This is a genomic window from Deinococcus fonticola, assembly GCF_004634215.1.
In the GTDB taxonomy this organism is placed as follows: domain Bacteria; phylum Deinococcota; class Deinococci; order Deinococcales; family Deinococcaceae; genus Deinococcus; species Deinococcus fonticola.
Window position 1 is genome coordinate 1 of sequence record NZ_SMMH01000051.1, and the last position, 13,029, is coordinate 13,029.

Here is a 13,029-nt window from a genome sequence, read left to right on the forward strand (position 1 = left end):
CCCTGGATGAGGTCGAGGAGGTGTTGAGTCAGGAGTGCCAGCGCCTGATGGCCAATCCTTCAGTGGTTCGCTCGCTCACCTTCTTCCCTTGGATTCGAAATGTTCTGAACTCAATTTAGTTCCGTATGACATGTTCATTCCCATCCTGTGGAACCAGCACCGGGAAGAATACGTTGCCGCCATCAACAAAGCCTGGGAAGACGGTCACATCAGTGCCGGGGAACGCTTTCAATTGGGGGCCATGGGTGGCGCACTGATTGCTGACGCCACACCTGTCGTGCATAGCGTCATGAAAGTCGGCAGGCAAGTGGTTGACGGCACCGCCACTTGGGTGAAGGGCCTGATGGGCGGTTCCAAGTCAGTGGTGAAAGCAGCGGATGAAGCCATGACCGTCGCGGCCACTGCCGGGAAACTCCCCGAGGAAGCCATCAAGACCATTCCGCCGAAGCTGGGCGAGAACACCACGAAACTCCTCAACGAATGCAACAGCCAGATTTGCTTCGATGCCTTTGATGATCTGTCAGATACGATTAAAGCGAGCGGACGGACTGAAGAAGAAGCTCGCCTCATGGCGGATAAAGCCGTTAAAGAGGTGGAGGACTGGACAGCCGCCAATGGGTACAACCACTTACCCAATGAGAAGATGAACAATGCTGAATTGCTGGTGGCGTGCAAGTACCTGCCCAATTCATTCTCGCCAGATACCCTGGTCAAAACCATTGCCGGGTTACAACGCATTGATCAGATCAAGGTTGGCAGGCGGGTCTTAGCGTTCAACGAGCAGTTGAAGGAAGAAGGCTACTACCCCGTCACGGCAGTTCACCAGAACTACGACCCTGAAGTAACGGTTCTGTCCTTGGTCACCAGCGGTGGACAGAGAGAAGAAATTACGACCACTCCGAGGCACTTGTTCTACACCACCTCAGGCAAATGGATTGAAGCAGGAAAGCTCTCCAACAGCGACCAACTGCAACGAGATGGGAAAGCAGCAGGGCAAGTTGTGAATGTAACGACTTCGACACGTACAGCTCAAATGTTTAATCTCACCGTTGAGCAAGCCCACACGTTCTTCGTCGGAGTCAATAGTTGGTTGGTTCACAATGAAAGTTTGTCGGCTTGCGCTGATTTGGCAAGACCTCGAGCTTATGGCTCGATTACTCAAGTTGATGCGCCGATTGCAGTAAATGCTGGCACCGATCTTGCTTACAAGGCAAGAACAGTTAAACAGACTTTCGACGGGGCAACAGTACCATATACCGTCCAAGATGCAGCATCCATCGTTGCTAGACAGGCAAGAGATAGGTGGGCGACCCTTGTCCTAGAAAATTCCAAGAGTGCAAAACCGCTCACTGAAGCACAACTAAGGACAGAATTTCAAAGACGCGCATATGGTATAGTCGCTGACACAAAGACGGGAAAAGAAGTCAATAGCGTCTCTGGTGAACGAATGGACTATAAGGCTTCACAATACGAGACAAATGAGAGTGCTTACGCGGATGTCCTGGCGCAAAACCGTGAATATAAAAGCTCGGGCGCTGGGAATTGCTCTGAAGCCAGGGGATGTTCCATTCTTATTGGGAACTCTGCAGAGAAATTCAACGCACAAGATTACTTCACCTATTCGTTCAATGTGAGGTTTGTGGAGCAGAATGGACAGACTGTTTTAAAAGTCCTTCCCAAGAAAAGGTGTGATATCTGCAAAACAACCAACTATAGATTTGCGCCAACCGATGAATACCAAGATCTAATCGAATTCTTATTTCATTTCTAGGTATATATGATTACAAACCGCGATTTAATAAAAGATGCCATCCAAGTTAAGTATCCAACTCTTCAAATATCCGAGGATGCGCTATACCAATTGAGTATTTACGAAGGCATGGTGGTTAAAGCTGAACAAATAGGGGAAATCCGAGGTAAACCATATCTAATGGCGTGCGGGTACAAATTCAACTCACTAGAAGTCTCACCTCTAAGAGATAATAGTTATTCTTCATTATTAAGCCGCGCAACAGATGGTTTTCAATTGCCCGTGTTCGAGATCGGAGTACTTTACTATTTCGACCCAATTCCGATCGATTTTAAGAACAATGGAGGTAACATTTTAACCGGAAATAGACCAATTAGTGATCGGAGCGAGCTTCTGACAATCTACATGGGTGTTGATGGTTCGGTGTGGATTATTAATATTGACGGCGAATCAATAAGTCGCGTCGCAGGCAGTATTAAGGAGTTATTGGCGATGACACCAGATGTTCATTATATTTCACAGCATTCCCATACATTTCCTCTATACTGAAATTAATTTTAGAGTATCGGACGAGTTTGCCCAAACGAACGTTTCCGCAACAATTTCGGTTGGGCGACGAAAACGGCAGATTCCCGTTGCAAAAACCTTTTGCAGAACTAAAACGAATGGCAATAGGTTTTTGCAGGACTCATGAGCTGATGAGTCACCAGACTGAACGTTCGAAGCGCTCCACCGTTTCTTCGAGCGACAACTGCCCTTGAGCCACGGCGAGGGTCAGGTCAAACAGCTCATCCTGATTCAGGCGCAACCGCAGGTCATGTAAAGCCAGCCACACCAAGGCGCAACTCAAGGCTGTTCGCTTGTTCGCATCCATGAAGGCGTGAGCACGCGAAAGGTAATACAGATAGGCTGCCGCCTGAGCCGCCACGCTTGGATGGCGCAACTGTCCGAATAACTCCTGAACAGGCTGCGCCAGCGCACTCTCCAGCAGTCCAGGGTCACGCAGTCCGGGTGAACCTCCATAACGCTCAAGTTGAGCGTTATGGAGCTCTTCCACTTCTGCTCGGGTCAACCCTTCAGGCATCAGCCAGCCGACGGAACAGGTCATCGTATTCACTCAGCACCTGGTCACGGGCTTCTGCGAAACGCTTCTGGCGCTCCAGCGTCTCAGGCCGCTCAGCGGCCTGAGCAGGCGTGATGATGATGGCATTCCCTTGAATCTCGACCTGCACCTCACTCCCTATACCCGTCAGTTCCTTCATTTCTTTGGTGATGACAAGGGCCTCACTATTGCCGATTCGAGAGAGCGTCTTCCGCATGCTTCATTCTAACCACGTTCGTACAGAAGTTGCGGGATTCTCTCTGCAATGTATTTGTGCAAGCCTTGAGCATGCACATCGGCTACGCCCGAGTCTCCAAAGACAAAGACCAGGACACTGCCCTCCAACTCAAAGCTTTGAAGGAAGCTGGGGCTGAGAAGGTGTTCAAAGAAAGCGCTTCTGGTGGCCGATGGGACAGACCTGAACTCCATAAGATGATGGAGCAGCTCCGCGAGGGAGATGTGCTCGTCGTCTGGAAGCTCGACCGTCTCAGCCGCAGTCTAAAAGACCTGTTGACCCTGATGGAAAGAATCGAAGAGAAAGGCGCTGGCTTTCGCTCCATCACTGAAAATATCGACACCACCACCCCTGCAGGGCGAATGATGATGCAGATGGTGGGAGCTTTTGCCGAATTTGAGCGCGCCATGATTCGGGAACGCACCAAGGCGGGTCTGGAACAGGCCCGTTCTGAAGGCCGTATCGGTGGCCGCCGCCCCAAGCTCACCGCGCAGCAGGAGAAGGAAATCGTGGAAGCCGTGCAGTCTGGCCGCCGCACTGCTGCTGATTGCGCTCGACTTTTCGGGATTCATCCTTCAACAGTCAGCAGGTTGCTCCAGCGAAATTCACTGACCTAGACGTTGTGGGGAATTCAAAGCATAAGTCAGCCCGAGTGCCACATAGGCATCAGTCTTTGGCATATGTAGCTGAGGTCGAACAACGCTGCATGTCAGAAGACAGCTTGAATTCAAAATATTTTTACTGAAAGTCAAATCGAGACCAGAAAAGACAAGAAGTCCCCGCTGTTCTGAGCAGGGATATTCGCCGTTCTGACCGCCGCCCTGAAGGGCGGGGTCAATGAGCTTTTCAAGAGGTGTGCACGGTGGCCTGCAGCGGACTTCCAAGCGAATTGGGGTCACTCACGATTGCAATAAAACCTACACCTTCAGGTCATCCACCACGTCGTTCTCCTGAGAGAACCTGGCAGCGTCCTTCAGGGCCTGGGTTGGTTCCGGTGGTGCTTCCAGAACCGCCAGAAAAGCCTGCTGGCCTTCCGGGGACAGCATGATTGTCTGCTGGTTCTGAAGCAGCCCCTCGGCGGCCTGTAACGCGCTCTGAAGGGTGAAGTCACTGGTACTGAGTCCCTGGAGGGCCGCACCCTGCTCAATCAGGCGCTTTTGCCCACTGGAAAGCCGCAGCTCAATTTGCTCCGTCTCATTGGTGGTCATCCCCCTCCCCCTTTACAGTGATTATGGCTGAAAAAGTGGTGAATCCCTGTCGTAGGCGGCGCAAAAAGACGGCTACGACGGGTGAAGCCCCGGAAGACAAGCCCACGAAGACTGGACTCCAAAAGGAAGAGGGCCAGGCTCACCGCCGGGGCATCGCGGGAAGTGGAAGGAGCAGCGGTTCGGTTATTTGGGGCACTTATCCTGTGCCTGTTGTTCAGGGCTGCAGATTGGATTACCGTTGTTGAGGCCATTCAGGGAACAGGAGTTGAGCAGCACGCAGCACAGACCGGTCATGAGCAGGAGGGCAATCTTATTCTTTTTCATGGAGTCATCGTACCTTCTGGGCTCTCGTGAGGTTATTTGGCCGCTCGCCGCTTTTACCGATGGAGTCGTTCTCTCAAGCCACGGCATTTACTTGCTCGGCATGGCTGCTTTCCTGTAAATCGTGATGCTGGGCGATTTGAGGTTGATGCTTGCCCGCTGCCAGAAGAGCACAAAGGCTTTGTTGGCACTCATGTACACGTCGAGTTTTTTCGCACTCGTCGGGTAGGTGATTGGAGTGACCTTGCCGTCGTAATACAAGGGCTTAAGCGGCCCACCATCGATTTTGACGGCAGCGACAAGTTGGTGCTCAGACGTGCTCTGGCCTTTGAAACCGAGGGTACGCTTACTTGGGTCGAAGTAGATGTGCTGCTCCGCCATATCCAGGGAGTTTTGAATATCCAGGCGGGCTTTAGCTGTGGGAGGGGCCAGGTGACCCAGGAGCTGACTGAACGGCTTGAAGGAGGGGGCACTGATAGTCACCGCACCGGCTTTACGGTCGGGCGTAAAGGTCAGCCCACAGGCTTTCTGGGCCGGGGCGGGACTATCGTCGTCGAGGAATTTGAATCTCCTGGATTCTGGTGAGGCCGGGAAAGTGCCCTTGGTGGTGTAGGACAAACTGGTGCCGGTGAGCAGCATCGTCGCGCAGTTGGCCTCATCGGCCTCGGCACGGCCCATGCCAGCCAGGAGTGTCAAGAGAAGCAAAGACCGTTTCACTCTCTGATTATAACCAGGATTCAAAGCTTTTTTACGCGGATTCAATGGAGTAAGGAGAGGCAAAACGGGACGCTTGAGGGATGACCGCCAAAGCCGAAGCGTCTCCTGCCCGACTGACCTTCGGGAAGAAATTGCGGGCGGCCCGGCGAGCGAAAGACATGACCCTGGAAGACCTGGCGGAAGCCTCCGGCATGAACTGGAGTTACATCAGCCAGGTCGAGAGCGGGCACCGCAACATCGCGGTCGACAACATGTGGAAACTCGCCCAGGGCCTCGGGGTTGAGCTGAGAGAGTTGTTGTGAAAGGGAAGTAGAAGGAAGGCACGTTAGCCATACGCCCGCTGGAGCGTGTAGGCATGGTCGAGGTCGAGCTGGCTGTCCAGAATCTTGATGAGCACCCGTGCCACCACCGGTGACGGCTGATGCGAGTCGTACGACGCCAGGGCTGGGGCCAGCGCGGCACAGGCCAGCCGGTGCCAGTGTTGAGCCGCTGGGACATCCGCCGGATATCGCTCGAAAAAAGGGGCGATGAGCTGCATCGCCTTGTCGTAGGCCGCATCGTCAAGTGGTGGCGCAAGGAGCAGCTGGTCGATATATGCATCCTGCGTGCCTCCAATCCGCGCTGTCAAAACGGGCAAGAGTCCAGACGGCAGCTGAAACGCCTCCAGGTCGAGAACGGCCAGTGTTTCGTAGAGCTGCGTGTCATGGCGCGTCAGACTGACTGAGCGAGGCCCCCTGGTCGAGGCCTGGTCTGGCCCTTGCTCAACGTAGGCCGGACTGCTCAGCAGAACCGTCATCAGCTTAATGGCCACGACCTGGAGCGGAGTCGTCGTGGGGCGCATCTCACCGCACGCCACCTGACAGACCAGGCCGATTAAATCGGACGGCTGATACTCGAGGATGGCCATATTGTCACGGGCCTGAACGGTCACAGCTGAGAACTGCTCAGCGGTCAAGAGTCTCTTGAGGCCAGACTGCAGCAGCGTGGTCTGCTCCGTCAGGGTGGTTGAACTGGTCGGATGGGCCAGTTGACCGATGAGTTTAGCCGCGCTTATCACGCAAGCCTTGATTTTCGGCCAGTCGTTTTCTCGAACCATCAGAGACTGCATGGTAATAGGATACACACTAAAGTGTTCAACACTTTAGTGTTCTATGGATGCCAGCCGGGGTCTTTTTGCTAATGCAGCGTGACGGTCGCGGCCTGAGCAAGCCCCATCCGGGCGTCCAGTGCTCTCAGAATGACGCTATCGACAAGAGCCGAGGGCTGGTCGGAGCGGTACTCCGACAGCGTAGGAACAAGCGCCGCGCACGTCAGGTGATGCCAGTGATGGGTGAGTGGAACCTCTGCTGGGAATGGTTCCTGGAAGCCCTGAAGCGCCGCCTCGAGGGCCTCCTGATGCCTCTGGCTGAGCCTGGATGCTTGCTCCTGCTGGTCGGCGAAAAACTGCCGCACTTGCCGAAGTTGTGCAAGAACGACGGGATGCAAAGGAACCCCTGACGACAGGGAAGAGCCAATAAACCCGAGCACGAACAGCAACATCTTGTCCCGCCTGGTCAGCGGTTCGGGCTGTTTGGGAGTCGGTAGCGGTTTATCCGGCCCTTCGAGAATGGCCACACTCAGCGGCGTCGTCAGCAGCGTAGCAGCCAGGTTGGAGGCCACGTCTTCGAGCGTGCCAGGCTGGACATACTGAAACGCCGCCTGAGCAAGCAAAGCCAGAAAGGACATCTGGTGGTCGGTCTCCAGCGCGACGAGCTCGTCGACAATCCGGGTGGCTCTTAAGGCGGCCACCTGATACTGCTTGCGTGTGAGCAGTTGTCCCAACCCAGCGTGGAGCAGCTCAGCCTGCTCCTGCACTATGCCGCGCGCCGCTTCATCCTCCACGCCGAGCTGGCCGATGATTTTGATCGCAGAGATGATCAGCTGCTCACAGAGGGGCCAGTGGTGCTGGGGGATGGTCTGAGCCTGCATATCCCCAGTTTACACACTATCGTGTTCAACACTTTAGTGTGTAGAGAGGAGACCGACTTCTTCTGATAGTGGATGGCGTGCCATCCACCGCTCGTCAACGCTTCGCCGACGCTCTGCGCCGCCTCCGCCAGGAGAAAGGTCTTTCCCAGGAAGAACTGGCCGAGAAAGCAGACCTGCACCGCAATTACGTCGGTTCGGTCGAACGTGGAGAACGCAATGTCGGGGTGGACAATATGGAGAGATTGGCCCAGGCGCTCGGGGTGGAACTGGTCGACATGCTTGGCCGCAGCGACGATTCACCCCCTGGAAGTTGACAATTCACCCTCGCGTCCACACGCTGAAATGACCTGACAAGGGCTTGAGCCTTCGAAACTAAGGCCCTTGCCAGGAATCCAAATGTGTTGGAGACGAGATGAATGATACCCCTTACGCCCAGATGCGATTGAATCGGGCACAGCAGCGTTATCTGGGCCTCTACGGCCAGCCCGTCAGGCACGGCCTGGCGGCGGAAGACCCCTTGGCACGAGTCGAGTGCGCCCGGTCGCTCCTCCCCTTTTTCCACGCCCGACTTGAAGGCGGCGGCAGTTATCAGTTCGGTGCGCTGTTCGGATACCGAGCGGGCACCAGCCTGAAGATTGAGCATGCTTTGCCTGCCGGGTATGGCCCGCGGCCCCTGTTTGACCTGGATGCGAGTTACCTGCTCGGCGCAAGTGACGCCTTTCAGCAGTGCCATCCAGACATTGACTGGACGGGAATCTGGCTGATGCGTCCTGACAGCTGTCTCCCCCACCAACGTGAAATCGAGGACGTCCTGGAAGAAGCCAGGGCCACCCGCCTGCTCGCCGAGGAACTGTGCCTCATGTGGGCCGGCTGGGAAGACGGCGTCCTCGTCTGTCTCCCGTATGTCCTCTCTGAACCTGGTGGAGTAGCTGTGCCGCTGGGCTGCAACATCGGATACATGCTGGAGTAGGCAGGAGGCACGTCCTCGAAGCTTTAGTCTGTGCCTTTACGGCCCCACAGTTTCCCGACACCTTTGGGCCGTTTTCAGAGAAAAAGCTGTTCAGTAGGCAAAACGTGTTTTCCCTCATATGGGTCTCAAAGTGGGGCTGAAAGTAGTGCCTGAACCAGGGGAAGTGCTTCTGACTTGGGCTTCATCAGAGCCTGTTTGATGGCCTGAAGACCTTCCTCTGTTAAGGCATCCAGAGCGTCCTGAGCCATTGGGGAGAGGGGACGCCCCAGCTTGACTTTCATAAGGCTCTCTACCACCGTTTTAAGGTCAAGCGGGGCTTCATCCGGAGTCACGGTCTGCTTTTTCTTTGGCGGGGCCTTTACGTCCTTCTGAGGAGCGGCGTAACCCCATTTCCCTGGTTCCTTCACCGCATCGACCAGGGAAGCGGAGAGTGAGCGGGCTTTCCAGCCTGCGGCAATCTTCTCCTCCACCAGTCGAACTGCCGTCGGAATTCGCTCCGGGTAGTCCGCAGACAGGGACTCCGCCACTGGCCGTGACACACCATGCTTCATCAGCAGTTCCGTTAAGGCGGGTTGGGGCAGGCTGTTGAACCTGTAGGTCACTGTGCCGTTAAATCCACGTCCCGAGAATTCAGCAGCCTTGAGGTAGCCTTGCTCCTGCAGCTGCGTGTGGGACAGTTCCAGAACCCGACGCGCGTTCCCAACCCTCCCCTCTTCGATGCCGCAGGCCCTGACCCAGTCCCTGAGCGGAACCTGTAATTCTGAAGTGAGCGAACCGTTCTTTTGCACCCGGTGCGCCTGAATGACGCGGTACAGGCTGCGGGTTGGCGGCTGTGTCAGGCGGGAGAGCAGCTCGGCGTCCAGCATCTGATAGAGACCCGCTCGGATGGAGTCAGCAAAAGTCGGCGAGAACACCACTTCGATGGGCAGGCGCTCCTCAAGCTGGCGGTCTTCAAATGGTCGGTGTTCCCCACTGGTGTCCAGGAGGCGCAGCTCTGAAATGAGACCTAGAACTGAAGTACTTCCAACGTTCTTCTGACGCTTTTCGTCCCAGGAACTCTGCAACATTTTCCACTTCACGCCGCTGAGCCGCACCAGGCCATCACGTAGGCGCTGGTAAGACTTCCCTGAGTTGGCGAGGGTCGTCAATTCCAGAATCTCGGACGGGTACACTTCCATGCGGTCATTCGGAGGGCAACCAGCGCGGAAAAACAGGGTCTGTAATGCCAGGAGCACGTCGCTATCCACACCATGGGGGCGGCCAAAGATGGCATCGCCCTGGATTCGGTAGAGCGTCCCCCCTACCTCGTAGTCCACTTGCCAGGAATCCCGGCCTTCAGGAAGGGTGCGCTGCACACTGATGATGCCCGCCCTGGTGAGGTCAAGTTCGCTGATTCGGAGGGTGTCCACTGTCCTTGATTGTAACAATCATTTGTAAAGAACTAATTGAATGAATGTCATTCAAGAGCCCCGTTTTGAGGTGAAAAACATCGTATTTATCGCAAAACGGTTCGAAAAATGACTCACAAGTATCGTCAAAACAGCTCACAAGTATCGTCAAAACAGCTCACAAGTATCGTCAAAACAGCTCACAAGTATCGTCAAAACAGCTCACAAGTATCGTTCCCTGATGCGCCCTCCAGGCTGTTAAGGGCCAGAATCCGCGATACTTGTGAGTCATTTCCGCGATACTTGTGAGTCATTTCCGCGATACTTGTGAGTCATTTCCGCGATACTTGTGAGTCATTTCCGCGATACTTGTGAGTCATTTCCGCGATACTTGTGAGTCATTTCCGGAGGGGTGGAAGCCTGTTTCTTCGAGGGTAAGCCCTGCCTCACGCCTTGCTGTGCTGGTCTAAAAGTTCAACAGGAGCGGCATATCCTCGGCGCTTCTCGGCTCTTGTTGTGCGCGTGGTTTGAGTGGCGGCTCATGCCCTTGCCAGAGCAGGACATGGTCGAACAGACTGCCTTGCGGGACAGCTGGGATTGCCTGGAAGTACTCTGGAAATAGGCTCGGCATCCCGGTTTGAACGCGGCGATAGTGAAATTCAGCGTGCGCGTGAACCCGCTGGCTGGGGAGCACAATGAGGTTTGCCGGTTCGTTATTGAGGCTGTCGCCATCACGGTGGTGAACTACCTCGCGTGGAAGAAGGGGACGGCCTAGAACCTGTTCCGCAAGGAGGCGGTGAGTAAGCACCCTTTTGCCGGTTATTGGGTCGCGGCTATGTGCGTACACTTTGCGCCGTCTCATGACTTACTCTCCTTGAAATCAGGCTACATGGTTGGCTTTAAATCCTGTACCTGTTCGTGACCGTTCAGACCATCTAGGGTGTTACCAGCAGTCCAGTTAATGTTCAATGTTGGTGTTACCTGAGCAAGGTCAACTAAGACCAGGCGTAACGTCTGTCCACTTGCCACCTTAAAGTTCAACGGGCCAGTGGGGATATCTGGCACCCATGGATAAACGAGCCAGACCTCTCTGGTTTGAGACGTAGATTGGAAAATCTCGCTGTAGGCCACCATCTGGTACGCATCAGCATTGGAAACACCGAGGGTGGTCAGTTTATCTGGGGACAGCCGCTTCCATTTCGTATCGGCCACGATAAGGGGCCGCGTCGGATGTTCAAGGAGTAAATCTGGCCGAATGGGGAACGCGGCTTTGCCTTTGGAACCGTCGGCATTGAGCCGGTGGCCGAGGGATTTTCCTTTCTCCTGTGTTTTGACGGTCCACTCCGGATTCTGCTTTCGGAGCAGTTCGGCGATGTACTCCTCGAAGATGACATTCATATCGAAAAGCACGGCGGTCGCCCGGCTCCTCTCCCCTGCCGTGAGGGGGTTCAATTCCTCCAGGATGAGCTTGCAAACGCTCTTGGCCGGCGTAAAGTGCGCGTACCCACGTTCCAGTTCCCAGGCCTGGAAGTCTTTCTTCACTTCCCGGCTTGATGGTACCCCTTCCAGGCTGGCGAGCAGCTCCCTGGCTATCCGGCGGTTGTCGCTGCGTAAAGTATGGCGGGCGATGCGTTCCAGTGCCAGACGCACCAGTCTCGGCTCCGGGCGGTCGGGCAGGAACTCGTCATAGCTCACGTGGAGCAGATGCGCCCGGTATGGGGGCTGGTTGGCTTGCCTGGGCGTATTCAGGCGGCCACGCAGGCCAATACGTTCTTCTTCGACGTTGAGGTAGGTGTGGGGGATTCCACGTCGAATGGCTGTCTTCAGAATCTCCAGGGCGTATCGGAGGACGACCTCGAACAGGGGCATTCTGGCCGGGTCGAGGTCAGCTGGAAGGGCCGTCCTATAGTTCTCCCCTGCTGCTGCGAGCATCCTTACCAGCAGTGCCCGACTCTGCTCAATGGCCGTCTCAGTGTCAGTATTTCCTGAGCGCTCGTGGGTTTTGGGAAGGATTTCCAGGGTTGCCCCAGTGCTGACGCGAATCACGCCCACCCACTGGCGTAGGCGAAGGGCAGGCTGACTTCCTTTGAGGGTCGGGCGGGCCAGAACCTCACTCTCCCCCTGCTTGCCAGCCACGGGGCGCTGCACGAACGTTCTGAGCTCGTCGAACGCCTGTGGAGGGAAAGCGTGAACCCCTGGCCCGCTTCCTTCCGGCTTTGGCCCCCGCACTATCAGGTCGTACTCGCGGGCCACGACGTACGTCATAGCTTGCTGTACACCTGCTGAAAAGCGGACAGCCGTTTGAAGGCCTCATCGTTGTACTCGTAGCTCTTGCGGTCAGCGCTGGCATCCCCGGTGACCAGAATGAACTGGTCGGCCTTATCCGGTTTCTTATCGTCTCCGAGTACCTCACGGATGCTATTCCAGTCCTCAAAAAAGTACTCTTCCAGCAAGGGCAGAATCTTGTTCTCCAGTGCATTTGAGACGGCCTCAAGCGTGGGTGGCAGCCCAAGCAGGTAGGCATGCCCAATCACCTGGTCGCGGCTGAGTCGCTGCTCGATGCGCTGATTGATGGTTCTCAGGAACGCCTGTAGGTCAAGCGTCTCGTCGCCAATCTTGAGGTCGCTAGGGAGGAGTGTCGGGTCAGGCCAGACCTTTTTGAAGGTAAAACGGCGTCGTAAAGCCACGTCCAGCTGCGTGAGGCTGCGGTCAGCAGTATTCATCGTGCCGATGACGTATAGGCTTTCTGGCACGCCAAATTTTCGCTTGCTCAATGGGAGTTCCACGGTCAGTCCTTCAGCGCGTCCCAGGCGCTTACCATCCTCGAGTAGCGTAATCAGTTCGCCAAATACTTTAGCCACGTTGCCACGATTGATTTCATCGATAATCAGAACGTGCGCTTGAGGAGTCTGCTCGGACTCTTCACCTATCGCGCCACCTGCTGCTCGCACGGCTCTAAGGAACAGGCCGTCCTGCCTCTCGTAAGCTAAGGTGTCGCCTTTCATAACGGGCTTCAGCCCTTCGATAAAGTCGTCGTAGCCAAAGGACTGATGAAAGGTTACGAAGGTGACTTTGCCTTTCTCAACCAACTCGTCGTACCGCTCTTTGCGGACGCTTCGCTGTTCCGGCTCTTGGTTCGCGCTGTAGAACGAAGGTTCAAGAATCTTGAGTGCTTCATCAATGACGGAATACGTCTTCCCCGTTCCAGGAGGGCCGTACAGGATTTGATTGAGCGGTATACCTCAATGGTTCGTGCAGTTTTAGGCGGCTTTGAGGCCGAAATTTAGCGGACTGGACGGCAGATGTTCTAATTCTTCAAAGCGGGCCGAGAGATCCAACTTGGACAAAATCACTTGGGCCAGCAGGGCGT

The 13,029-nt window shown here is 55.2% G+C and carries 16 protein-coding genes; 6 read left to right on the forward strand and 10 right to left on the reverse strand.

Annotated features, from left to right (window positions below; translation table 11 throughout):
* Positions 1–130 precede the first annotated feature (130 nt).
* Both E5Z01_RS17840 and E5Z01_RS17845 read left to right on the forward strand, forming a co-directional pair.
* Positions 131–1,771 (forward strand): polymorphic toxin-type HINT domain-containing protein, encoded by a 1,641-nt coding sequence (locus E5Z01_RS17840; protein ID WP_205750511.1) that lies wholly within the window; start codon positions 131–133, stop codon positions 1,769–1,771.
* A 6-nt stretch (positions 1,772–1,777) separates the two neighbouring features.
* A complete protein-coding gene (locus E5Z01_RS17845; protein ID WP_135230604.1) occupies positions 1,778–2,299 on the forward strand; it encodes a hypothetical protein in 522 nt (173 codons plus the stop codon).
* Positions 2,300–2,453: 154 nt separating this feature from the next.
* On the opposite strand, the gene E5Z01_RS17850 is transcribed toward E5Z01_RS17845, so the two are convergent.
* A complete protein-coding gene (locus tag E5Z01_RS17850) occupies positions 2,454–2,858 on the reverse strand; it encodes a type II toxin-antitoxin system death-on-curing family toxin (protein WP_135230605.1) in 405 nt (134 codons plus the stop codon).
* Positions 2,827–3,069 carry an AbrB/MazE/SpoVT family DNA-binding domain-containing protein gene (locus E5Z01_RS17855; protein ID WP_119761585.1) on the reverse strand — a complete coding sequence of 81 codons (243 nt, stop codon included), beginning with the start codon at positions 3,067–3,069 and terminating at the stop codon, positions 2,827–2,829. Before E5Z01_RS17855 ends, E5Z01_RS17850 begins: the two co-directional genes overlap by 32 nt.
* Before the next feature lie 56 nt (positions 3,070–3,125).
* On the opposite strand from E5Z01_RS17855, the gene E5Z01_RS17860 reads away from it, so the two are divergent.
* Positions 3,126–3,704: a recombinase family protein gene (locus E5Z01_RS17860; RefSeq protein WP_240738556.1), complete on the forward strand. Its 579-nt coding sequence runs from the start codon at positions 3,126–3,128 to the stop codon at positions 3,702–3,704.
* Between the two features lie 300 nt (positions 3,705–4,004).
* Here E5Z01_RS17860 and E5Z01_RS17865 read toward each other — a convergent pair whose 3' ends face one another.
* Both E5Z01_RS17865 and E5Z01_RS17870 read right to left on the reverse strand, forming a co-directional pair.
* Entirely contained in the window at positions 4,005–4,295 is a 291-nt protein-coding gene (locus tag E5Z01_RS17865; RefSeq protein ID WP_135230606.1) for a type II toxin-antitoxin system TacA family antitoxin, read from the reverse strand.
* 411 nt (positions 4,296–4,706) lie between these two features.
* Complete coding sequence (locus E5Z01_RS17870) at positions 4,707–5,333, reverse strand: hypothetical protein (protein WP_135230607.1); 627 nt, start codon at positions 5,331–5,333, stop codon at positions 4,707–4,709.
* A gap of 80 nt (positions 5,334–5,413) precedes the next feature.
* On the opposite strand from E5Z01_RS17870, the gene E5Z01_RS17875 reads away from it, so the two are divergent.
* Complete coding sequence (locus E5Z01_RS17875) at positions 5,414–5,635, forward strand: helix-turn-helix domain-containing protein (RefSeq protein WP_135230608.1); 222 nt, start codon at positions 5,414–5,416, stop codon at positions 5,633–5,635.
* Positions 5,636–5,658: 23 nt separating this feature from the next.
* Here the strand turns inward: E5Z01_RS17875 and E5Z01_RS17880 are convergent, their stop codons facing one another.
* Complete coding sequence (locus tag E5Z01_RS17880) at positions 5,659–6,441, reverse strand: hypothetical protein (protein ID WP_135230609.1); 783 nt, start codon at positions 6,439–6,441, stop codon at positions 5,659–5,661.
* Between the two features lie 68 nt (positions 6,442–6,509).
* Positions 6,510–7,301, reverse strand: a complete 792-nt coding sequence (locus E5Z01_RS17885; RefSeq protein WP_135230610.1) for a hypothetical protein — start codon at positions 7,299–7,301, stop codon at positions 6,510–6,512.
* Between the two features lie 77 nt (positions 7,302–7,378).
* Here E5Z01_RS17885 and E5Z01_RS17890 point away from each other — a divergent pair, with 77 nt between their 5' ends.
* A complete protein-coding gene (locus E5Z01_RS17890; RefSeq protein ID WP_167758003.1) occupies positions 7,379–7,615 on the forward strand; it encodes a helix-turn-helix domain-containing protein in 237 nt (78 codons plus the stop codon).
* 98 nt (positions 7,616–7,713) lie between these two features.
* Entirely contained in the window at positions 7,714–8,271 is a 558-nt protein-coding gene (locus E5Z01_RS17895; protein ID WP_135230612.1) for a hypothetical protein, read from the forward strand.
* 125 nt (positions 8,272–8,396) lie between these two features.
* Here the strand turns inward: E5Z01_RS17895 and E5Z01_RS17900 are convergent, their stop codons facing one another.
* From E5Z01_RS17900 to E5Z01_RS17915, 4 genes are all read right to left on the reverse strand, one after another.
* Positions 8,397–9,680 (reverse strand): replication initiator protein A, encoded by a 1,284-nt coding sequence (locus E5Z01_RS17900; protein WP_135230613.1) that lies wholly within the window; start codon positions 9,678–9,680, stop codon positions 8,397–8,399.
* A 445-nt stretch (positions 9,681–10,125) separates the two neighbouring features.
* Entirely contained in the window at positions 10,126–10,521 is a 396-nt protein-coding gene (locus E5Z01_RS17905; protein WP_135230614.1) for an HNH endonuclease, read from the reverse strand.
* Positions 10,522–10,544: 23 nt separating this feature from the next.
* Positions 10,545–11,924, reverse strand: coding sequence for an McrC family protein (locus E5Z01_RS17910; protein ID WP_135230615.1), 1,380 nt, complete (start codon positions 11,922–11,924; stop codon positions 10,545–10,547).
* Positions 11,921–12,898 (reverse strand): McrB family protein, encoded by a 978-nt coding sequence (locus E5Z01_RS17915; RefSeq protein ID WP_338069171.1) that lies wholly within the window; start codon positions 12,896–12,898, stop codon positions 11,921–11,923. The genes E5Z01_RS17910 and E5Z01_RS17915 overlap by 4 nt, the downstream gene beginning before the upstream one ends.
* Positions 12,899–13,029 lie beyond the last annotated feature (131 nt).